The sequence below is a fragment of the [Clostridium] symbiosum genome (assembly GCA_036419695.1).
Taxonomy (GTDB): domain Bacteria; phylum Bacillota; class Clostridia; order Lachnospirales; family Lachnospiraceae; genus Otoolea; species Otoolea symbiosa_A.
Window position 1 is genome coordinate 3,750,113 of the sequence record CP143946.1, and the last position, 22,537, is coordinate 3,772,649.

General features: G+C 50.4%; 21 protein-coding genes. 5 read left to right on the forward strand and 16 right to left on the reverse strand.

Features of this window, described 5'->3' with window-relative positions; genetic code table 11:
- Positions 1–65 precede the first annotated feature (65 nt).
- Genes V3C10_16905 through V3C10_16915 form a run of 3 tightly spaced genes read right to left on the reverse strand, consistent with a single transcriptional unit; the run spans position 66 to position 4,184 of the window.
- Positions 66–1,955 (reverse strand): ABC transporter ATP-binding protein, encoded by a 1,890-nt coding sequence (locus V3C10_16905; protein ID WVP60982.1) that lies wholly within the window; start codon positions 1,953–1,955, stop codon positions 66–68.
- Complete coding sequence (locus V3C10_16910) at positions 1,955–3,715, reverse strand: ABC transporter ATP-binding protein (protein ID WVP60983.1); 1,761 nt, start codon at positions 3,713–3,715, stop codon at positions 1,955–1,957. The genes V3C10_16905 and V3C10_16910 overlap by 1 nt, the downstream gene beginning before the upstream one ends.
- 19 nt (positions 3,716–3,734) lie before the next feature.
- A complete protein-coding gene (locus tag V3C10_16915; protein WVP60984.1) occupies positions 3,735–4,184 on the reverse strand; it encodes a MarR family transcriptional regulator in 450 nt (149 codons plus the stop codon).
- Positions 4,185–4,406: 222 nt separating this feature from the next.
- Here V3C10_16915 and V3C10_16920 point away from each other — a divergent pair, with 222 nt between their 5' ends.
- The gene (locus V3C10_16920) at positions 4,407–5,288 is read left to right on the forward strand and encodes a LysR family transcriptional regulator (protein WVP60985.1); all 882 of its coding nucleotides are present in this window, start codon (positions 4,407–4,409) and stop codon (positions 5,286–5,288) included.
- Positions 5,289–5,617: 329 nt separating this feature from the next.
- On the opposite strand, the gene V3C10_16925 is transcribed toward V3C10_16920, so the two are convergent.
- The 11 genes from V3C10_16925 to V3C10_16975 form a co-directional block, all read right to left on the reverse strand.
- Positions 5,618–6,148, reverse strand: a complete 531-nt coding sequence (locus V3C10_16925) for a dihydrofolate reductase family protein (GenBank protein WVP60986.1) — start codon at positions 6,146–6,148, stop codon at positions 5,618–5,620.
- Positions 6,149–6,317: 169 nt separating this feature from the next.
- Positions 6,318–6,974, reverse strand: a complete 657-nt coding sequence (locus tag V3C10_16930; GenBank protein WVP60987.1) for a CatA-like O-acetyltransferase — start codon at positions 6,972–6,974, stop codon at positions 6,318–6,320.
- A gap of 146 nt (positions 6,975–7,120) precedes the next feature.
- Positions 7,121–8,284 (reverse strand): M20 aminoacylase family protein, encoded by a 1,164-nt coding sequence (locus V3C10_16935; protein ID WVP60988.1) that lies wholly within the window; start codon positions 8,282–8,284, stop codon positions 7,121–7,123.
- Between the two features lie 274 nt (positions 8,285–8,558).
- The gene (locus tag V3C10_16940) at positions 8,559–10,013 is read right to left on the reverse strand and encodes a 4Fe-4S dicluster domain-containing protein (protein WVP60989.1); all 1,455 of its coding nucleotides are present in this window, start codon (positions 10,011–10,013) and stop codon (positions 8,559–8,561) included.
- A gap of 14 nt (positions 10,014–10,027) precedes the next feature.
- The gene (locus tag V3C10_16945) at positions 10,028–11,206 is read right to left on the reverse strand and encodes a SpoIIE family protein phosphatase (protein WVP60990.1); all 1,179 of its coding nucleotides are present in this window, start codon (positions 11,204–11,206) and stop codon (positions 10,028–10,030) included.
- Positions 11,206–12,921, reverse strand: coding sequence for a [Fe-Fe] hydrogenase large subunit C-terminal domain-containing protein (locus tag V3C10_16950; GenBank protein WVP60991.1), 1,716 nt, complete (start codon positions 12,919–12,921; stop codon positions 11,206–11,208). The genes V3C10_16945 and V3C10_16950 overlap by 1 nt, the downstream gene beginning before the upstream one ends.
- Before the next feature lie 13 nt (positions 12,922–12,934).
- Complete coding sequence (locus tag V3C10_16955; GenBank protein ID WVP60992.1) at positions 12,935–13,177, reverse strand: NAD(P)H-dependent oxidoreductase subunit E; 243 nt, start codon at positions 13,175–13,177, stop codon at positions 12,935–12,937.
- Positions 13,178–13,550: 373 nt separating this feature from the next.
- Entirely contained in the window at positions 13,551–14,636 is a 1,086-nt protein-coding gene (locus V3C10_16960; protein ID WVP60993.1) for a TRAP transporter substrate-binding protein, read from the reverse strand.
- Between the two features lie 388 nt (positions 14,637–15,024).
- On the reverse strand, positions 15,025–16,107 hold the full coding sequence (locus tag V3C10_16965) for a TRAP transporter substrate-binding protein (protein ID WVP60994.1): 1,083 nt from the start codon (positions 16,105–16,107) through the stop codon (positions 15,025–15,027).
- Between the two features lie 29 nt (positions 16,108–16,136).
- On the reverse strand, positions 16,137–16,892 hold the full coding sequence (locus V3C10_16970; protein ID WVP60995.1) for an SDR family NAD(P)-dependent oxidoreductase: 756 nt from the start codon (positions 16,890–16,892) through the stop codon (positions 16,137–16,139).
- Positions 16,879–17,709, reverse strand: coding sequence for a sugar phosphate isomerase/epimerase (locus V3C10_16975; protein ID WVP60996.1), 831 nt, complete (start codon positions 17,707–17,709; stop codon positions 16,879–16,881). The genes V3C10_16970 and V3C10_16975 overlap by 14 nt, the downstream gene beginning before the upstream one ends.
- 271 nt (positions 17,710–17,980) lie before the next feature.
- On the opposite strand from V3C10_16975, the gene V3C10_16980 reads away from it, so the two are divergent.
- Positions 17,981–18,889 (forward strand): LysR family transcriptional regulator, encoded by a 909-nt coding sequence (locus V3C10_16980; GenBank protein WVP60997.1) that lies wholly within the window; start codon positions 17,981–17,983, stop codon positions 18,887–18,889.
- Here V3C10_16980 and V3C10_16985 read toward each other — a convergent pair.
- The gene (locus tag V3C10_16985) at positions 18,840–19,313 is read right to left on the reverse strand and encodes a hypothetical protein (GenBank protein ID WVP60998.1); all 474 of its coding nucleotides are present in this window, start codon (positions 19,311–19,313) and stop codon (positions 18,840–18,842) included. The two genes, V3C10_16980 and V3C10_16985, sit on opposite strands and share 50 nt — an antisense overlap.
- Between V3C10_16985 and V3C10_16990 the strand changes: the two genes are divergently transcribed.
- From V3C10_16990 to V3C10_17000, 3 genes are all read left to right on the forward strand, one after another.
- Positions 19,276–20,376, forward strand: coding sequence for an ABC transporter substrate-binding protein (locus V3C10_16990; protein ID WVP60999.1), 1,101 nt, complete (start codon positions 19,276–19,278; stop codon positions 20,374–20,376). The two genes, V3C10_16985 and V3C10_16990, sit on opposite strands and share 38 nt — an antisense overlap.
- A gap of 32 nt (positions 20,377–20,408) precedes the next feature.
- A complete protein-coding gene (locus V3C10_16995; GenBank protein WVP61000.1) occupies positions 20,409–21,194 on the forward strand; it encodes an ABC transporter permease subunit in 786 nt (261 codons plus the stop codon).
- Positions 21,195–21,285: 91 nt separating this feature from the next.
- Positions 21,286–21,888 carry an ATP-binding cassette domain-containing protein gene (locus tag V3C10_17000; GenBank protein WVP61001.1) on the forward strand — a complete coding sequence of 201 codons (603 nt, stop codon included), beginning with the start codon at positions 21,286–21,288 and terminating at the stop codon, positions 21,886–21,888.
- On the opposite strand, the gene V3C10_17005 is transcribed toward V3C10_17000, so the two are convergent.
- A complete protein-coding gene (locus V3C10_17005) occupies positions 21,872–22,531 on the reverse strand; it encodes an HAD family phosphatase (protein ID WVP61002.1) in 660 nt (219 codons plus the stop codon). The two genes, V3C10_17000 and V3C10_17005, sit on opposite strands and share 17 nt — an antisense overlap.
- Positions 22,532–22,537 lie beyond the last annotated feature (6 nt).

The following is a 22,537-nucleotide window of genomic DNA, read 5'->3' on the forward strand; positions in this document are numbered from 1 at the left end:
GGAACCAGAGTCCATACGTTCTCTGGTTCCCGGCTTCTCTTTCCCCTATTCCGCAGACCTTCTCTTTACCCCGCCTCCTCGAAATTCCCGGTGTAAAGCTGAAAGTATTTCCCTTTCTTTTCAATCAGCTCCTCGTGGGAGCCTCTCTCGATAATTCTTCCCTGCTCCATAACCATGATACAGTCGGAGTTTCTGATTGTGGACAGCCTGTGGGCGATGACAAATGTGGTTCGCCCCTTCATCAGGGCATCCATACCGGCCTGCACCAGCGCCTCCGTCCTTGTATCGATGGACGAAGTCGCCTCATCCAGGATAAGGACGGGCGGATCAGCAACCGCGGCCCTGGCAATGGAAAGAAGCTGTCTCTGGCCCTGGCTTAAGCTTCCTCCATCCCCGGTGAGCACGGTCTGGTAGCCGTCCGGGAGACGGCAGATAAAACTGTCCGCATTGGCCAGCTTGGCTGCCCTGATGCACTCCTCATCGGTGGCGTCCAATTTGCCGTAACGGATATTGTCCATGACGGTCCCTGTAAACAGATGGGTGTCCTGAAGCACGATTCCCATCGAATGCCTCAGCGCCGGTTTCTTGATCTTATTGATATTAATTCCGTCATACCGGATTTTTCCGTCCTGTATATCATAGAACCGGTTGATCAGGTTGGTAATTGTGGTCTTTCCCGCACCGGTGGAGCCTACAAATGCAATCTTCTGTCCCGGCTCGGCAAACATTTTGATATTGTGAAGCACCATTTTTGAATCGTCATATCCAAAGTCGACATCATCAAAGACAACGCCTCCCTCCAGTTTTTTATAGGTGACCGTGCCTTCCGCTTTATGAGGATGTTTCCAGGCCCAGACACCGGTTCTCTCCTGTGTTTCTTCCAGGGAACCGTCTTCCAGTTCCTTCACGTTTACAAATTCCACATAACCGTTATCTTCCTCCGATTCCTCATCCAGCAGTTCAAAGACCCTGTCTGCACCTGCCGCGGCCATGACGATTGAGTTCATCTGCTGGCTGATTTGGGTGATTGGCTGTGTAAAGTTCTTATTCAGTCCCACAAAAGCAATGATCGTACCAATGGTGATGCCGCCGACTCCGTTTAAGGCAAGCAGGGCGCCGGCCACGGCACAGAACACATAGCTTAAGTTTCCGATGTTTGAGTTTACCGGCATGAGAAGGTTGGCGTATCGGTTGGCTTTATCCGCACTGCCGCGCAGCTTTTCATTGATCTTGCGGAAGTCTTCTTTTGCCTTTTCCTCATGGCAGAATACCTTCACTACCTTCTGTCCGTCCATCATCTCTTCGATAAATCCATCCACTGCGCCCAGATCCCGCTGCTGTTCACCGAAATGGACTGCCGACAGCCCGGAAAGTTTTTTCGTCGCCAGAAGCATCACAACAGCCATGGCAAATGTGAGAAGGGCCAGCGGCACATTCAAAATCAGCATGGAAACCGCCGTCGCAACCAGGGTGACGGCCGAATTGACAACCTGCGGCACGCTCTGGCTCATCAACTGGCGCAGCGTGTCAACGTCATTGGTATACACGGACATGATATCGCCGTGGGCATGGGTGTCAAAATACCGGATCGGCAGGGACTCCATTTTTCGGAACAGTTCCTCGCGCAGGCGTTTCATCGTGCCCTGGCTGACGGTAACCATAATCCGGTTGTATCCGTAGGATGTAAAAAGGCTGACCAGATAGAGAATCGCCAGGCTGAAAAGCGCCGCAAAAAGCGGTGAAAAATCGGGAGCCGTCTGTCCCAGCATCGGCTGGATGTAATCATCCACCAGAGACTGCACAAATACCATCCCCTTTAAACTGGCCGCAGCGGAAATAATGATGCAGGCCAGTACGGCCAGAACTGCCGCCTTATAATTGGTAACCATGTATTGAATGACCCGTTTTAGGATCCTTATGGACTCTCCGGCTTTATTTGTCGTATTTTTTTCCATCAGGCCGCACCTTCCTTTCCTGTTCCGGGCTGGTCAAAATCTCCCCCGCCCTTATTCTGTGATTCATAAATTTCCCGATAGATTTCATTTGTTTCAAGCAGCTCCTCATGAGTTCCAAAACCATTTATTTTTCCGTCGTCCAGCACCAGGATTCTGTCGGCATGGCTGACGCTTTGAATACGCTGGGCAATAATGAGCTTTGTGGTTCCCGGAATCACCCTCGCAAAGGCGTCCCGTATCCTGGCATCCGTCGCCGTATCCACGGCGCTTGTGGAATCGTCCAGAATCAGAATTTTGGGTTTTTTAAGGAGAGCCCTTGCAATACAGAGCCTCTGTTTCTGTCCGCCCGAAACATTGACGCCTCCCCGCTCAATATACGTATCGTATTTCTCTGGCAAAAGCTCTATAAATTCATCAGCACAGGCAGCACGGCATGCCTCCCGGCACTCTTCTTCCGTTGCTTCCCCGTTCCCCCACCGCAGGTTTTCCAGAATTGTTCCCGAAAACAGGACATTTTTCTGAAGAACCACGGACACCGCATCACGCAGCTTTTCCAGATCATACCGTCTCACATCATATCCCCCGACATACACGGAACCGTCGTCCACGTCGTAGAGACGGCTGATCAGATTGACAAGACTGGATTTTCCGCTTCCCGTGCCTCCAATGATTCCAATTGTTTCCCCGGAATTGATATGAAGGTCTATTCCCGACAGCGCCTTTTTTCCATTCCCCTTCCTGTAGGAAAAGGTAACACTGTCAAAATGGATACTGCCGTCTTTCACTTCCTCCAACGGTCTTTCCGGATTGCGGATGTCGGGTTCCTCTTTCAATACTTCCTCGATCCTCCTGATGCTGGCGGCGCTCATCGTAAGCATGACAAATACCATAGAAAGCATCATTAAGGACATCATAATCGACATGGTATAGCTGAAAAGGGAGGTCAGTTCCCCGCTGCTCATAGAGCCGGCCACGATAAATCTGGCGCCAAACCAGGAGATTGCGATAATACAGCCGTAGACGACAAGCATCATGGCCGGATTGTTAAACGCCAGCAGCCCCTCGGCTTTGACAAACAGCCTGCGGAGGTTTTCCGCCGCTTTGGAGAATTTCCTGTTTTCGTAGTTCTCCCTGACGTAAGCTTTTACAACGCGGATACCGGATACGTTTTCCTGGACCCCCGCATTTAAATCGTCATATTTTCTGAACACGACATCGAATACCTTTCGGGCCGCCATCATGATGCCTCCCAGGACGCAGCCAAGGAACAGGATGGCACAGAGGAAAATCATGCTCAGCTTCGGGCTTATCATGAAAGACATCGCCATGCTGCATATAAGCATCAGCGGGGAACGGACCGCAATTCTGATGCACATCTGGTAAGCATTCTGGATATTGGTCACATCCGTGGTCATACGGGTTACCAGACTGACCGTGCTGAATCTGTCAATGTTGGAAAATGAATATGTCTGGATTTTATCATAGATGCCCTGCCTTAAATTGCAGGCCAGGCCCGAAGAAGCGCTGGCCGCATATTTACCGGCCATAGCCCCCGATACCAGGCTGACGGCCGCCATGGCAACCATAATGCCGCCGTAACGATACACCTTGTTCATATCTCCGCCCTGAATGCCCTCATCAATGATAAGCGCCGTGATGAACGGCAGCATCACCTCCATAATGACCTCTAAAGCCGTAAACAGGGGCGTCAGAATGGAATCCTTTTTATACTGTTTAAGCTGTCCTAAAATTGTTTTCATATTTTAAATCATCTCCTTCTCATTTTCTGCCTATTTTGTACGTCCGCAGGTTCTGTTCCAGTTTGTTGAAGCATTCGAACATCTTTTTCTCCTCCTCATCCGTTACATCTCTCAGAAGCTCCTGCTCCATGCTCTTTATTCTGATATCCAACGCCGCCTTCACGCCGGCCCCCTTTGGGGTTGCCAGAATCATCTTCTGTCTGTCGTCATGCGGACAGTTTTCAAACTGTATATATCCCTTCTGCCTGAGCTTTTTCAGCAGATTGGAAACGGTAGGCCGGGCAATGCCAAAGTTCCTGTGGATTTCAGCCGAACAGATTGCCGTCTCCTGATTCTGCAGCACATAGATCAGGACTGCTCCCTGGGATGCCGTCAGCCCCAGATCTTCCAGGAGTCCGTTTATCACGCTTTCCAGCTCCAGATTTACTTTTTTCAGATTCCAGAGCAGCAGGCTCTCTCTCTGTTCCATTCTCTCACCTCACCACATTTGTTCGCTTGCTAACAGTTACCTTCCTTATATTTTATAACTCCATTTCCGTTGAATGTGAAATTCAAATATGTTATAATCTATAAACAACTTTTATTGATATATATAAGAATTATTTTTAATATTGTCCGATCTCCGCCATCGAAAAAGACTTCTTCATCCATATCAGATATTAAATTTCATCGTACAACAGGGAGGATTTATATGAATACGGTACAGCTTGAATGCTTTATGGCAGTCGCACAATACCTTAACTTTTCCAGGGCCGCGGAAGTTTTGAAGATCACCCAGCCGGCCGTCAGCCATCAGATCACCTCGCTGGAGGATGAACTGGGGACAAAACTGTTTGCCAGGACCAGCAAAAGCGTGAGCCTGACCCATGCCGGGTTTATGTTTATCGAAGATGCCTCCGGGATCTTAAAAATCGCCGCCACCGCTAAAAACAGGCTGGGAAAGGGGGCAAAAGAATTCCAGGCACTGGATATCGGCTGCCATAACCAGTCCGAGCTTGAGCTCCTGCCCCCTGTCATTGCAAAAATGCTCGGTACATTTCCCGCGCTTCACCCCTCCATTAAGCAGATTCCGTTCAAATCCATGGCAAATCTGCTGGATGAGGGACGTCTTCACGTGATGTTTGCCTTCCGCCACGAGGAGTCCAAAAAGCCACTTGGTTTTTTCCATGAACTGAGCAAACGGCCGATTGCCTGCGTGTGCACCCCGGACCACCCCTTCGCGGGCCGCAGTTCCCTGACGCTGGACGAACTTAAGGGACCGATGATCACCTGTGAGCCGCACAGACTGCCCTCCCCGGTCCTGCAAATCCAGGTGCGCGCATCCTCCACCCTCCATCCGTCCGAACTCTTTTTCGTAGACGGATACGAGGCCACCCTCGCCATGGTAAAATCAGGTCTTGGTTTTTCCCTGCTTCCCGATTATCCGGGCCGCAAAGACTGCGGACTTTGTTATATACCGGTAAGCGGAGCGGCTCCGCTCAGTTTTGGGGTGTATTATAAAAGCCTGGCGGGAAATCATATATTAAAGGAATTTATAAGACTGCTGGATTTGGAATATAAGACGTTAGAATAATAAGATTTGTAATAGGTCTTCTATCAAATTGTAATGCGGGACTTATCCCCTACCATCAAGAGGAGTCCGGCACGCCGGACTCCTCTGGTTGTTAACAACTATATTTCCTTGTATCAGGAGTTTGAGGGTGTAACCCTCATTCCAAATCACGCAGGCGGAATTCAGTTCCGCCGTAGTGCTGAACTGCCGATTTCTAGGGGCTTTAGCCCTTGCGCGAGGAAATCGGCAGTTTTTCCTTCAGTGACTAGAATTTATGGCGTATGCCATGAATTCTACAGAGTGGCGGCTTTGTCGCCACTCTGAGGAGTCCGGCATGCCGGACTCCTCAGCTATCTGTGTTCGTAAATTAAATCAACAATACCATTATAACTTTTTGTACCCGCCAATTTTAGTTCTATCTCATTTTTCGTTTCACCGAACAGGCGGATCCCTTTTCCTAAAATAGTAGGGATAACCGAAATATAATATCTGTCTATCAAATCATTGTTGATCAGCTGCCGGGCAATATCGGCGCCGCCGCAGACCCAAATCCCTTTTCCATGATTCTGCCTCAATTGCTCCACAAGCTTAACCGGATTTTGCTCGGTAAAAATAATTTCATCCGTCGGTTCTTTCGGATGGTGCGTTATGATATAACTTGTAAGGCCATGATACATCCATTCGTCGGGAGAGAGCTCTGTGACAAGCTGGTTGTAGGTGTTGGCTCCCATAATAACCGTATCAATATCCTTAATAAACTCATAATAAGACACCATGTCGTCCGCGCCGGAAACCTGTCCTTTCAGCCAGTCCACTCCGCCGTTTCCGTCGGCAATATACCCGTCAAGACTCATTGCAATAAATAAAACTACTTTCTTCACCCTGCTGCCTCCTCATTCGTAACAGTTCAGACAGCATGAACTGTTACGGCATTCGGCTAATTAAATCGCTGCCCGATGAGCCGAATGCTTGCTGCCACTACCTTTTTGTACGGTCAGCGCAGTAAATGAGCAGACCTATCTGAACTGTTACCCTCATTCACTTTTGCCGTTACATCCACTCTTCCGGATGATTCATCTTCCTCTGTAATTCATCAAAGAACACCTTCATATGGTAACCGTCCGTCGTGGCGTGATGAACCGTAACGGACAGGGGCATAACCGATCGGCCGCCGTTCTTTTCCGTAAATCCTCCCGCTTCAAAGCTGGGTAGATAATAATCTTTTATCCCGTGGTTATGCAGTGAAAAACTGTTGAACGTAAACCATGGAATGCAGGAAATGATATAGGCGTTGGACGGCGGCACCCCTTTGGAACTCAGAATCCCATGGCTCCCGCCGTGTTGCTCCGTGTCTTCCAGATACCGTCTGTGAAACTCCGGAAAACTGTCACTGTATTCCGTCCATAGCAGCGAAGTTGTATTGTCGTCGCTGTGAAACTGAGGATAGGCCGGGGTCAGAGAATTCCAGTATCCTAAAACACCATCCTTCACGGCCACCCTCATTTCCTTCTGCCTTGCAGCCGCTCCGGTCACCAGATAGAGATAGGCCGGAAAAAACTTATATCCCCCCGCCTTTAAGGCCTTCCTCATAACCGTCACGTCCATGTCCACATTAATGGTATAGCTGGTCGGCGCCATCTGGGTATAATAATAAAAAGCCTGCGCCATAGGCCACGTCTGCATATCGATTGGCTGGAAATCACTCATTGCCTTCCCTCTCTTTTCCCTGCTGTTTTTTCCTGTTTCGGTTCTAATCATATCTGTGAACCGGAATTATTACAATCGACGCTCCGTGGAGTTTCATAAATGCATGTTAAATGAATCCTTCAGGACGTTTTCCCTGGAAAAAGCGATTACTTTGGAAGGCGTATCCTGATTAATTCCGCAAAGAACCTGGCTCCTGTTTCCAGAATATCATCATTATAATCAAACAGTGAATTGTGAAGGGGAACATTCTCCGACGGAACTTTGCTTTTTCCGGAACCCAGAAATACAAAGCAGCCGGGTATCCTTTCGATAAAAGCGCCGAAATCTTCAGAACCCATAAGCGGCTCGCAGTCGGTGTCCACATTTTCTTTTCCGACTACCCGTTCCGCTGCTTTTTCCACCCATCCGACACAACTTTCCCAATTGACATTCGGTGCAAATTCATGGGTATAGACAAACTGGCATTCCGCCCCGTAAATCCCACAGACTCCCTCCGAAACGGCGCGCATTTTTTCTTCGATAAATGCCTGCATTTCCTTTGAATAGCTTCTTGTGTCGCCTTTAATTGTGACAGTGGTCGGGATCGCATTATGCGCCCCGTCTGTAAACAGTTCGGTACAGGAAATCACGGCCGGATTGAGCGGGTTATTCAGACGTGAAACAATCGTCTGCAGACCCATGATAATCTCGGCGGCAATGACGATCGGATCGATTCCAAGATGCGGCAAAGAGGCATGGCTTCCCCGGCCCGTTATCGTAATGACGAAATTGTCCTCCGAAGCACCGATTCCGCCCGGCCTGGTATTAATTGTACCCGCCGGAAGCTGCGGCATATTGTGCATGCCGTACATCTCATCAATGGCAAAACGCTCCAGAACGCCGTCGTTTATCATGGCCATCGCACCCTTTCCCGGCTCCTCCGCCGGCTGGAAGACAAAGCAGACCGTCCCGTTAAAATCCCGGCTTTCGGAGAGAAGTTCCGCCGCGCCCAGGAGCGTTGCCGCATGGCCGTCATGGCCGCATCCGTGCATTTTACCGGGATTTTGTGACTTGTAAGGCGGCTCCCCCTTCTCTTCCAGATTGATGGCGTCAAAATCGGCGCGCAGGCCGATCACTTCTTTGCCGTCGCCGGCTTTCAATACGGCAACCACACCGGTGACGCCAATACCGGTATGCACTTCAAGCCCCATGTTTCTCAGAATATCCGCAATATATTCCGAAGTCATCTTTTCCTCAAGAGCGGTTTCCGGATGCGCATGTAAATAGTGTCTCCATTCTTTCATCCGGGCAGTCAGTTCTTTATTATTCATCGTAATCCCCCTCCATATTCTCTGCTCATATCTCCCCCGTATTCTTCTAAAGATATGCTTTAGTTTCCACTTTCCTTATCTTCAATTGTAAATCATTTTCTATCCCCTCACAATATCAAGTTACGTCTCTGAACAACGAAAAGCTCGCTTCGCAAACTTTTCATCGCCACTCAGCAAGAATAAAGGCAGCCCCAAACAAAACCGCCGTACCGCGCCTGTTTGGGGCTGCCTTTATTCTATCTCTCACCAAAAATTTTCAATCGTTTTCCTAATCTCAATGTCTGTGCATCGAGAACGATTCCATCTTATAATTTTTCAGATTCTCGTTCACCTGTCTTGCATCGGCCTCGGCTATCAGTTTATCTCTCGATTTCTTCGCCTCGTTCTCCGCTTTATGGCTGCTTGGTCCGCCGACACAGCCGCCCACGCAGGCCATACCCTCGATAAAGTCCTCCTGCAGTCTTCCCATTTTCAGGAGAAGGAGCGCTTTCTTGCACTCTGCCGCGCCATTGCATTTTGCGACCTTGATATCCGTGTTTTCGTCCATTTCCTTCAGGCACTCAAGCACAGCGGCCGTAACGCCTCCACCGTTGCCGAAGCGTTTTCCAAATACGCTGGCCTGCTGGTTTACATTTTCCTCGGGTTCGAGAACCACGTCTTTTGCACGGAGCATGGCGCGGATTTCGCCATAAGTCATCGCATAATCGGCATTGCCCTGGATGTTCAGATCCAGTGTCTCGCTCTTCTTTGCAATACACGGTCCGATAAATACGGTGACAATCTCAGGATCCTCCGCCTTCAGCATTCTGGAAACGCCGCACATCGGAGACACGGTGGTGGACATATTGTTAAGGAGTTCCGGGTAGTGCTGTTTAATCATATTTACGAATGCCGGACAGCAGGAGGTGGTCAGCTTCTTGCCCTCTTTATAGGCCTCGGCCCACTCGGCAGCCTCGGCGGAGGCCGTCATGTCGCCGCCCAGTCCCACCTCAATCATATCGGCAAAACCGACTTTTTTGAGAGCCGTCCTCCAGCTTTCAAAGGTGATGTCGGGACCGAACTGGCCTTCCGTGGCGGGCGCCAGCATGGCGACTACTTTCTTTCCCGCATTGATCAGGCGGATGACATCCACCATAAATGTCTTGGAACCAATTGCACCGAACGGACAGCTGTGGATGCAGGCGCCGCACTGGATGCATTTCTTCTCATCGATCACACAGATGCCGTACTCGTCGTAAGTGATGGCGTCCACCGGGCATACCTTCTTGCAGGGACGCTCTAAGTGGGCGATGGCGTTATACGGGCAGGCCGTCGCGCATTTGCCGCACTCACGGCATTTGTCCGGGTCGATAAACGCCTTGTTGTTGCCCATTGTGATGGCTCCGAAGGGGCAGGAATTCTGGCAGGCTTTGCCCATACATTTACGGCAGTTATCCGTAACCGTATAGGAAGCGATCGGACACTCCTCGCAGGCCGCATTGATGACCTGCACGACGTTATTCGTATTTCTTCCTGTGGGGCATTTGCCCTCCGCAAGGCGCACCCTCTGTCTGATTACTTCTCTCTCTTTATAAATACAGCAGCGGTAATGCGCCTGGGGACCCGGAATCATCTTTCCCGGAAGTTCATCCCTCTTGTCATCCACCAGCTGATCTTCCCATGCCAGCTTCGCTACCTCGTAAAGTACATCATGCTTTAACTTCAGTATTGTCGCGTCATTTGTTACCATTTTACGTATCCTCCTTAATAGTAAGTAACCGTAACTCTTTTTCCCATTTTTTCGACTGCCGTCATAAGCTGCCTCACCAGGTTCTGCCGGATTCCCAGGTCAAAGGGAAGTCCCGGATTCTGGTAAGCGCTGTTGATCGCTTTTCCCACATACAGTTGAAGCTCCGTACAGTCCTCTATCAGAATTTTCGCAAGCATGGACGCTCCGTTATTTTTGTCCAGCTCTTTGAAAAAGTCATAGCTCAAATCTTTCTTTTCCACAAACCGGTTCAGGATATCGACGACACGGCTCAGGGTCAGGACCCCCTCGGTGACCAGGTCAATCCCCTCCATATAGGCAATCGGCGGGATCTCCGGGTCCGTGTAGTCCATTGAAACCTTTAACGGCCTTCCGAGCTCCCTTGACAGGATGGTTGCGCTCGTTCCTCCCGAAACAATGCGCGACGCCGTCTCATCTTTCATAAATTCCCGGATAATTCTCTCATCGTCGTCCCTGTCCACCGGCGGTCCTGTCATCAGGTGCACCGGCCTCCTGTCAATGATCTGCATGACAGCCACCGTGGTGTCGTCTCCCGGCTTTTCCTCATAGAGCTTGTTGCACTCTTCACAGATTGCCGCCGCCAGACGGATGGAGGAAATCGGCCTCTCCCTCTGCGCCGCCGCAAACTGCGCGATATCCTTCCACGGCCATCCGAAGGTCATGGATTTGCCCACTCCCGCATGGATGGTGCCGTCGCTCATCAGAATCAGCGCATCACCCTTTTTCACGGTAAAACGGAATTCATTAATCTCTTTGTCCTTGATCACTTTCGTGTTCTTCGGAATCTTTACAACTTCGCCATCGCGGATAAAAATACAGCGCGGGTTGTCGTATTCCACCAGATAGGCTTCCCCGTTATTGAACACCTGGAGAATGGAAAACGTGGCATATGCCACCTGCCTGATCTGGCAGATCGGGAGTGTCTGGACTATGGTTTCCACGCACTCTTCCAGGGCGGCCCCGTTCAAAAACATCGTTCCCAGGATTTTGGCCGTCAGTGTGGAAAGGATGTTGGCCTTCACGCCGCTCCCCATCCCGTCCGCCAGTATCATAACATCGGAATCTTCTGTTTTTAAAAGTTCCACCGTGTCTCCGCACAGAATCTCGGAATACTTATTCAGACTCTTATAAGTGACATCTACGGTAATTCCCATTATCGGACCTCACTTTCGTTCCCATCGTCAATCAAAGAACAAAGTTTCGTAAGCGTCGTTTTCGTCTCTGCAGTGGTTTCACCCAGAAGCCCGGCGATTTCCTGGGCTACCATCATCTGTTTATAGATTACTTTCTGGGCCAGTTCAATTGTGGCTTTGCGTTTCTCATACTCCTGCTGTTCCTGCTTCTCCTCCCGCGTCACGTCGATAAACGTCGCGATTACCAGATTTCCCTTGGCTATATAGGCGATATTCTGGATGGTTGCCAGGTTTAACTCAGGATAAATCACTTTTTTGCTGTGAATGCTTGCGTGGGTCCTGAAGACCTCCTCCACATCCTCCGTATCGATAAATTCTCCCAGAAGGTGTCCCTTCATCTCCTTGCGCTTCAGGCTGAAATATTTCTCCGACGCGGCGGAACACTCCAGGATTTTCATATCCTCATCAATAATCATGATAATATTCGGCGAAGTCTCCATCACCAGATGGGACAGCGACCTTGCCCTGTCATAGAGGTAGGGGATGCACATATTGAGCTCCGCCTTCTTCTGGCAGACGGCAATCGCCTTGTCGCGGCAGGTCGGATAACCGCAGGCTCCGCAGTTTAATTCCTGCTCCGGCCTGTTTTTGCCCGTCTTCTTAAGGATTTCCCGGATTTCCTCCTCGGTCGGCATAATCTCCTTCATGGCCCTGTTTTTAAAGGTGCGGGCAATGGGAACCTTCCTTGCATTCTCATTCAGGGAGGACAAATCCGCCGCTTCCTTTGGAAGCATCTCTTCCAGATCCAGCTTCACCTTAAAACTCGAAACCGTGGCCGCCGTGGCAGGCCCGTTGATACAGCCGCCGTGGCAGGCGTTCATCTCGATAAAACAGCCCTCCACTTCCCCTGTCGTCATGGCTTCGCAGACATCCAGGCAGTCCTTCACACCGCTGACATAAAACTTGCGGTACTTATCGTGGCTCTTCTTGGTCGCCTCCACCGATGTGAGCAGCCCTCCGCTGATCGGGTAGCGCAGATTGGCTCCCAGATGGCGCTCGTCGAAATCGGTGTCCTCGCATTCATTTATCGTAATTCCTTCATCCTCCAGCCATTCCTTCAGCTCCTCAAAAGTGAGGACGGCGTCGGGCCTGACTGCTCTCATCTTCTCTTTCTCTGCGATGCAGGGGCCGGCAAACACAATGCGGGCCTCCTCCCCATACTCCTCCTTCAGCATTCTCGTATGGATGCCCGAAGGAATCAGCACCGGGGCCAGATCGTCAATCAGCTCGGGATAATGGATTTCTATCAGGTTCACTATGCTGGGGCAGGCCGTTGTGATGATATTCTTCATCTCGCCCTTTTCCAGCAGTTTTACATATTCTCCGGTCGCCATCGCAGCGGCCTCGGCCGTATCACGCACATCCGTAAATCCCAGCTTTGTGAAGGCCGATTTCACCTGTCCCCTCGTCCTGTAGTGAAACAGGCCGATATAGGCGGAGGAAAGCGACAGAATCACCGGTTTATCCTCGCTGAGAAACTGCTTCACCTTATCCAGCTCACTGGACATCTTCTTCGCCGACTGCGGGCAGCTTATCAGGCACTGGCCGCAGAGAATACAGCGGTTCGGCATAATGTAGGCATGGCCGTCACGGATCATAATGGATTTTACTTCACAGTCGCGGACGCATTTATAACAGTGCTTGCACATTGCGGCTTTGAAATCAATTATCGGCATCTTATTCTCCCTCTTATTTAAGCCGTCCTAAAATCTCTTTTTCAAAGAATTCTTCCGTCGTCTCCGGTTTTACGGAATATAATTCTCCGTCCACCGTCACACAGACTCCCTTCAGACAATTGCCTGAACAGAAATCTCCGTTCAAATCCACCTGGCCGTCCAGCTTGTTGTCACTGACAAGCTGCTGAAGTTTCTTAATCACTTCTCTGGAACCCTTCAGATGACAGGCACTTCCGATACAGATCGATACTCTCATGCTTAATCCTCCCTGAATTTTTGTTTCTTTTATCATTTATCACCAGGACCGTTTCCGTCCTTTTCGTTTCCCTTCCGTCGGCTGCACGGGACCCCTTTCCTTCCGCTGAAAAAGCTGTCGTTTTGTGCCGCCTTCCGGCTGTAATCATTATCTCATATTGTGATATTATTATCAATCGTTTCCGCTATGTTTTCTTGTATTTTTTTAAGGGCATTCCCTGCGTTTACCACGAATTTACACTAATTTCTTGAACTTTTAACAGTTTCTTTACAAAAAGGCAACTCTCCCACCGCCGTCAAAAAGGAGCTGCAAAATGGCACAAAACACAGTGGTGTTTCATGTCATTTTACAGCTCTTTCATGTTGTCCGTCTGCTATTTTTCCTTTTTCGATTCCGCTTCCAGGCTATTCTGTAAAACGCTTCCGAGGCCGCCCGCATAATCATCAATCTCTTTATACAACGTCTTCACGCTGTCAAGCTCCAGAATTTCATCGAAAAATCCGGTATCATAATTGATAATTGTCATTCCATTATCCGTCAGTATCTTCTTATTCGTTTCGTCAATCTCCAGCATAACGGGACGCATCTCCGCAAGCGCTTCATTTACCGCCTGATTCAGCGCTTCCTGATATTCCGGTGCAAGCCCGTCGTAGGCTTTCTTACTGATGCATATTTGATTTGCATATAAAATATGGTTTGTACAGGCCAAAAATTTCTGAATCTCATGGAGATTCGCTCCTGCTATCGTATCGGCCGCATTTTCCTCGGCGTCAATGATGCCGGACTGGAGCGCAAAGTAGACCTCTGACCATGCGAGGGGTGTCGGCTCCGCACCGATCGCCGTCCAGAACGCCATATGGTTGGAATTGCCCATCGTCCTGATTTGCATTCCCTTAAAGTCGGCAAGGTTGCTGAGATCCCGGTTTGCAGTCGTCAGACGGTAGGTCGCATTCTGCAAGATCCCCAGCAGATGTAATCCCGCCTCTTCGTAACCAAGGGACAGCTTCCGGCGAAACTCGGAATCCCCGCCGTTACATACTGCGTCAATCGTGTCACCGTCGTATTTTGCAAAAACCATAGGAAGATCCAGTGCCGCCAGGCTCGGGACAAACGGTACGACCGGGGCTGTCTGGGAAACCATTATCTGAACATCGTTGTATTGCATCTGACGAACTAACTCCTCGTCATTACCAAGTTCTCCATTGTGAAAAAGATCGATGGTGAGTTTTCCACCCGTAATCCGTGCCACATTTTCTGCCACTTTATCAAAAAATATCTGCCCGGCCGCTCCCTTTGAAATGGAATCGGCGCCGATCAGTTCCACCGGCTCCAAATCCTCAAACCCCGGCGCCCCCTTAATCTCCTGTTCCGTGCCTGTTTCCACACCGCCGCAGGCCGTTAGAAACACTGCCGTTGCTGCCGCAAGCGCGGCTCCTGCAAAACTATGAATTCTTCTCATTTTTAAATTTTCCTCCCATCAGATTTTCGTTGCCGTTCACAGATTCTCTCGTTTTCTATCATACTCTCTGTTTGCATTCGACCATTATGCCGATATTATAGAGCATGTAGTTCAGAAATACTAATGACAATTATTCATGCAATACCATTAAAATTCGCATATATTTCTGTTAATTTTAACTTTTTCTTTACACATCCAGATCAATTTATCATATAGATTTATAGACAGTCTTTGAAGTATTCCAGCGTCTTCGTGCGAGTGCGCATCCTGCCCGGAGGGCTTTTTATATCATAGAAGCGCTTTCCTATGATATAAAAAAGAGCTGCCAAATGATACAAACACACTGGTGTTTCCTATCATTTGGCAGCCCCTTCTCATGATCCGTCTGCTATTTTTCCTTTATTGATTCCATCTCCAAGCTATCCTGTAAAACGCTTCCGAGGCCGTCCACGGATGCATCTATCTCCTTATAAAGCTGCTTTACACTGTCGAGCGCCAGCACCTCATCAAAAAATGCATCGTCATATGTGATAATCCTCATTCCGTGCTCCTCAAGCGTTTTCCTGTTCGTCTCGTCAATCTCCAGAAGCATCCGACGCATGTCGGCATTCGCTTCATCCACCGCCTGTTTAAGCGCCTGCCGGTATTCCGGCGCCAGTTCCTCATAGGCCTTCTGGGTGATACATATCTGGTTTGCATAGAGGATGTGGTTTGTGCAGGCCAGAACCTTCTGGATTTCATACAGGTTCGCCCCCACTATGGTATCCGCCGCATTTTCCTGCGCATCCACGGTGCCCGACTGCAGCGCAAAGTAGACCTCGGACCACGCGAGAGGCGTCGGTTCCGCTCCGATGGCGGTCCAGAATGCCATATGGTTGGAATTGCCCATGGTGCGGATTTGCAGACCCTTAAAATCCCTGAGCGTGGACAGATCCCGGTTTGCGGTGGTCAGCCGGTACGTTGCATTCTGCATGATGCCCAGCAGATGCAGGCCCGATTTCTCATAGCTTTCGGACAGTTTCCGGTGGAATTCGCTGTCCTCTCCATTGAACACGGCGTCGATTGTGTCGCCGTCATATTTTGCAAAAACCATCGGCAGATCCAGGGCCGCAAGCTCCGGGACGAAAGAGACGGCGGGCGCTGTCTGGGACACGGTCAGGTGAATGTCGTTAAACCGCATCTGACGGAAAATCTCCTCGTCATTGCCGAGTTCCCCGTTGTGGAACAGATCCAGGGTCAATTTTCCCCCGGTAATCCGGTCCACGTTCTCAGCTACTTTTTGAAAAAATATCTGTCCGGCCGCTCCTTTGGCATTGGCATCCGCGCCGATCAGAACCACCTGATCCAGATGCTCAAATCCAGGCGCTCCCACAACCGTCTCCTCCTGGAACAGTTTTCCGCCGCAGGCCGAAAGCGACAGCGCCATCCCTGCCGCCAGTAATGTCCCCACAATAACACCCGTTTTTTTCATATATAGTCTCCTCCTGTGCCTTACAAATATTAATATTGCAGCCCGCCGTTGACATCCAGGATTTCACCGGTTGTCCAGGCCGCGTCATCGCTTCCAAGATAGGCAATCGCCGCCGCTATATCCTCCAGCTCTCCCAGCCGCGGGATCCGTACGCCCTCCGAAAGTTTGTCAATCTTATCCTGCGAAAGTGTTAAGAACATCCGTCCTTTGATCGGCCCCGGCGCCACGCTGTTAACCGTAATGTTCCACGGTCCCAGCTCATAGCCGAGAAGCTGTGTCATTCCCACTACCGCCGCCTTGGACGCCGCATAGTTGACTCCCACTCCGGGACGCCCTGTTCTGCCGCCAAGGGAAGATATCAGGACAATTCTACCATATTTTTGTCTTTTCATCACCGGGACTACCGATTTTGTTGAATGAAAAACTCCCGTCAGATTGATATTAATCACATCCTGCCAGTCCTTCTCACTCATTTCATCAATTGGATAATGGCGGACAATGCCGGCCGTCGCCACCAGCACGTCGAGTTTTCCAAATTCCTTCACCGTAAAACCGGCGGCTTTCACGCAGTCCTCATAGTCGCAGACATTGCCCTGTACCACCTTTATCCTGCCATCCTCAAAACCGGATTCCATCAGTTTCTTTTTTGTTTCCGCCAGGCCCTCTTCCGATAAATCCGTAAGCACAACCCTGGCGCCCTCTGAAAGCAGCCGTTTTGCCGCAGCCGCCGCGATGTCGCCCGCTCCCCCTGTGATTAAAACAACTTTCTCATCAAATCGGTTCATTTTCATCCTCCCTCATACATCTCTTTGCCCATTTAAGCGCCTGCCCTGCATACGCCTCGTATCCCATCTGTGCAACCCGTTTTAAATTCGGTATCTCAAGTCCCCGGATGACATTCCGGTTGGGAATATTCATGATAATGTCACGAATCGGTACTGCCCCTTCTCCCGGATACAGCCGTTCGGCACGCCCCGTATGTACCAGACTCTCCCGATCCTCCGGAATTTCCTTACCGGCGTCGCACAGATGCGCACAGACAAACCATTCCGGCGGCAGCTCCGGCAGCTCGTTTATATTAACCCGGGATCGGTAAAAATGCAGCGTATCCACAATAATGCCGACGTTTTTCTTGCCCGAAGCCAGAAGCAGCTCCTTTGCCTCCCGCAGGTTCTTCACGCTGGACCAGGTAACAAATTCCAGATTGACCGTGATTCCGTAATTTTCCGCCAGCCCGCAGAGCTCACAGAATTTTTCCGTATAATATGCCTTGTCATCGGTCCAGATGTTGGATAAGACATGGCGTACGCCAAGCTCGGCGGCCGCCTCCAGGCACGGCTCGTATCCCCTGATATCGACGCCGTCAAAAATCCTGGTATTCTCAATCCCGTCTATCTCAATCCCGGTCTCCCGGACGGCCTGTTTTATTTCCGAAAAAAGTTTCCTGTCCTTTGCAATATCAAACGTCTTTTCTCCCTCCACGCCCATCGGTATCGTCCGGAGCGCGACGGAATCATAACCGGTCCGGTCCGCAATCCGGATCATCTCCGGCGGAGGACAGGTAATATCGGTCAGATGTACGAGCTGATATTTTGTTTTCATTGTTATACCCCTCTTTTCTCTATCTTCTTAAGGTTAAGGCTTCACCTTCCCCGCGGCTTTATGGTATAATGTCGGCGTAGCGGACATTATACTGCGCATACCGTTTTCTGCGTCTACCGCAGAAATAGGGCGCTAAGTTCCGTCGGAGACACCGTATTCACGGAGTGAATATGGTATAATATCGGCGTAGCGGACATTATACTGCGCATACCATTTTCTGCGTCTACCGCAGAAATAGGGCGCTAAGTTCATCCAAAACGGAGGAAGGAAAATGAATCTTCAACAACTGCGTTATTTCCAGACGATTGCGGAGCTGGAGAGCTACACAAAAGCATCCCGTAAGCTGCTCATTGCACAGCCGAGCCTCAGCCACTCCATCGCCGATCTGGAAGCCGAACTCAATGCCCCTCTCTTCTACAAGATTGGCCGCGGCATCAGGATTACGGAATACGGCGAACGTTTCCTGATTCATGTCAATAAAATTCTGAGTGAACTCGATCTCGCAACTTCGGAAATACACAGCATGCGAAATTCCAACAGCGGTAAAATCCGTATGGCTGTCGGTTATACACTTCAAAGCCACTTCATTCCGGATATGATAAGCAGTTTCCATCAAAACCCGGAAAACCGTCTCGTCCAGTTTGAGTTTATCGATCAGCACGCCGCCATGATGGAAAATGCATTTCACCAGAAAATAATCGACCTGGGCTTTGGCGCCAGGATTCCCAGCGATAAGATAGAATTTTACCATCTGTACGACGAGGAGCTGATCGCGATTGTACCGAACAATCATCCTCTTTCACACGCCGGACATGTTACGCTGTCCCGACTGCTTGAAGAACCGCTGATTTCCTATACCCGCAACTGCGGTACCCGTTACTGTCTCGACGGAATATTTGAACAGTTTCATCTCACTCCCCATATTCTGCAGGAGGCGGAAAATGAGAAGATGATTGCCGCCGCCGTTTCTTCCGGCCTCGGAGTGGGAATTATCCCACAGATTCCCGAGCTGCAGGTTTTAAATGTAACCCCGCTGGTTCTCGAATCGTCAGCGCTCAGCCGCCCCCTCTATTTATGCTGGCCAAAAAATGAGATCCTGCCGCCGTTTGTCCGCAATTTCAAAGACTATGTCATTGCCCGGCTGGAGGAAACCAGAGGCTCCCATTCCAGTTCTTTCTGATGATCATCATGGCCCTATTATAAAGGAACCGGTGCGGAAATACTAATATTACATTCCGATATAATATATTCGTTTTACGCATAGGTTTTCCGTTACGGTTTCCAGGGATGCCCTTGTTTTTTCTCCCTCTATCCTGTATAGTAACTGGTGTAACGGCGCGGCCGCATTCAGCTATGCAGCCGTAACGGCACACTGTTTCACGCTCACTCCAAAGCTTTGCCCGTTTTTTCAAAACGGATGAACCGGCTGAGGGGGAAGCCTGAGAATCGTAATCCCGCTGTTTGTCCCGGATTTCTTTTTCCGGCTGTTCCCCGTCAGTTGCCTCGGTTTGAGCGGTGATAACCCGAGTTATCCACACAACAAAAAAAGAGAGGACTGAATCAATTATGAAAAAATTAATACCCGTTTTTATGGCTCTTGCCATGACCGCAGCTTCCCTTGCAGGCTGCTCTTCCAACAACCGGGCCGCCGGAACCACGGCCGCCGAAAGCCAGGCGCCGCAGGCTGAAACCGGTGAAAGCAGTGAAGCTTTACCGCCTGACGAAGAAACGGCTCCGGCCGAAAATACGCAGGAAACTACCGGCGGCACGGCAGAAGGAGCCATCCGGGTGGGCTCGTTAAAAGGACCTACCTCCATGGGACTTGTCTCCCTGATGAATTCCGGCGCCTCCGCCAATCAATATGATTTTAAGATGGTCACCGCCGCCGATGAACTGGTCGCTTCCGTAGCCTCAGGAAAGCTGGATATCGCCCTGGTTCCCGCCAATGTGGCAAGTGTCCTGTACAATAAAACGGAAGGCGGCATCTCCGTGATCGATATCAATACACTGGGAGTGCTCTATATTGTTTCTTCCGATGATTCCATCAAGTCCGTCGCCGACCTGAAGGGTAAAACAGTCTATCTGACCGGAAAGGGAACGACACCCGACTACGTGATTAAGTACCTGTTAAAGGCAAACGGCCTTGCCGAAACCGACGTAAGATTAGAATATAAATCCGAGCCCACCGAAGTTGCCGCCGTGTTAAAAGAGAAACCGGATGCCATCGGCCTGCTCCCGCAGCCGTTTGTAACCGTGGCCTGCGCCCAGAATGAGGCTCTTAAGATTGTGCTTGATCTGACCGCAGAGTGGGATAAGGTGCAGGGCGAAGACGGCAGCCGTCTTGTGACGGGCGTTACGATTGTCACCAACGATTTCCTGAAAAAGAATGAGGAGGCCGTAAAGGTATTCCTCTCCGACCACAAAGTTTCCGCCGAGGCAGCCGTTTCAAACCCGGACGCCACCGCCGATCAGATTGTCCAGGCAGGCATTATCGAAAAGGCGCCGATTGCAAAAAAAGCGCTGCCCTACTGCAACATTACCTTCATTGAGGGCGAAGAGATGAAGGCTGCCCTGGCCGGTTACCTGAACGTCCTGTATGAGCAGGATCCGAAATCCGTAGGCGGCAAACTCCCGGCCGACGGTTTCTATTACACCGCCAAACAGTAAAAAATGAAATTTCCATCCGGAGACAGCAGAATATGAATACCCAGAGTAACGGAAAGACATCAGAAAAATCGAACAGTAAAAATATCGCCGGAAAAACCGCAATCGTACTTTTCTGGCTCATCCTGTGGCAGGTTTTGTCTGCCGCAGTCAATAATTCCATCCTGTTTGTGGGGCCGGCCGATGTGCTGGCCTCCCTGTCGTCCCAGATCGGCACATTTGATTTCTGGAAGACCATCGGCCTGTCCTCCCTGCGCATCTGCACGGGATTTACCGCCGCATTTTTCTGCGGGATTCTGACAGGCTGCCTGGCCTTCCGCTTTCCATTCCTGGATGAACTTCTGGCCCCGGTGATGCTCCTTTTAAAGTCCATTCCCGTGGCCTCCTTTGTCATCCTGGCCCTGATCTGGACCGGCGCGGAGAACCTGTCGGTCTTTATCGCATTCACGATCGTCCTTCCGATGCTGTACACTGCAACGCTGTCGGGCCTCAAAAGCGCCGACGACAAGCTGCTTGAGATGGCGCGCGTCTTCCGTCTCTCCTTCTTCCGGAAAGTAAAGGCCGTATACCTGCCCGCTCTGCTGCCCTATCTGCTGACCAGCGTAAGGACGGCCCTTGGAATGAGCTTCAAATCCGGCGTGGCCGCCGAGGTCATCGGCGTCCCCAGCTATTCCATCGGTGAAAAACTCTACATGTCAAAAATTTACCTCGACACGGCCGGGCTTTTTGCCTGGACTCTTGTGATTATCGCCGTCACCTTTTTCTTTGAGCGGCTGTTCCTGCTCTTAATCGGCTCTCTGGACAGAAAAAAGCAGGGATAATGCGTCCCGGTACATATGGTACAATATACGGTACGGCTCTTTACGGACTGTCCCATAATCACCGAAACATCCATCCATCAGGAGGTTTTAAATGGAACTGATACTCGAAAACATCACAAAATCATACGGCTCCCTGCCCGTTCTCTCCGGCGTCAGCTTAAAAATCGCATCCCCGGACATCTGCTGCCTGATGGCTCCTTCAGGAATGGGCAAGACAACGCTGTTCCGCCTGATCCTGGGACTCGAAAAGCCCGACTCCGGCACAATCACCTCCTCTCCCGAAAAAATCCGTTTTTCCGCGGTCTTCCAGGAGGACAGGCTGATTCCCGAATTTTCCCCTCTGGAAAATACCGCCCTCGTCCTGCCCGGACGCACCGACAGGAACTGGCTTTTCAAAGAGATGGCAAGGCTGCTGCCCGAGGAGGCGTTAAACCGCCCCGTCTCCACCCTGAGCGGCGGCATGAAGAGGCGCTGCGCACTGCTGCGTGCCCTGCTGGCTCCCTGCGATATGTTTATTTTCGACGAACCGTTCACCGGCCTGGATGAAAAAACAAAAGACAGGGCCATCCGCTACCTTCTGGAGAAAGCAGACGGACGTCCTGTCCTCTTATCCACCCACGACCGGAACGATGCCAGCCTGCTGGGCGGTAAAATTATTACAATTCAGCATGAAATACTTAATTCCGCTCCTTAGTTCCGCTCCCTACTTCCGATCCCTGGTTCTGAACCGCAGCGCGTGTAAACAGATATTCCCTGAGTTTACCGACGTCGCCGTCCGCGAAACAGTATCCCTTCATTCCGCAGGCCGCCGCACCGTCGATATTGGCCTGGATATCGTCAATGAACAGTGATTCCTCCGGCAGGATGGAAAATTTCTCAAACAGGCGTTCAAATATCTCCGGCTCCGGTTTCAGCAGTTTCTCTTCCGCAGAAACTAGAACGCCGTCAAAATATTCGATTCCCGGGATCCTGTCTTCAAAAACCCTCAGCCTCAGAGAGGCATTCGAACAGAGGTAAATGGACAGCCCGGCTTCCTTAAGCTCCTTCACAAGCTCCCCCATTCCCGGTTTCGGCTCAATATTGAACTCGTGCCAGTGTGCGAGGCTCAGCCGCGCCAGTTCCCTTGTCCGCTCATCCGGAAGTCTCTCCTGTACGCGCTTAAGCGCCTCATCCTCCCCGATGGTTCCCCTGTCCAACAGAGTCCACTCCTCTGCAAAAAACAGTTCTTTCTCCATCAGCTCCACATCCTCTTTGGAGTCCGTAAACTGCCAGCATACTCTGGCCGCCTCATAGTCCAAAAGAACACGTCCCATATCAAATACAATGTTTTTAATCATCTGTAA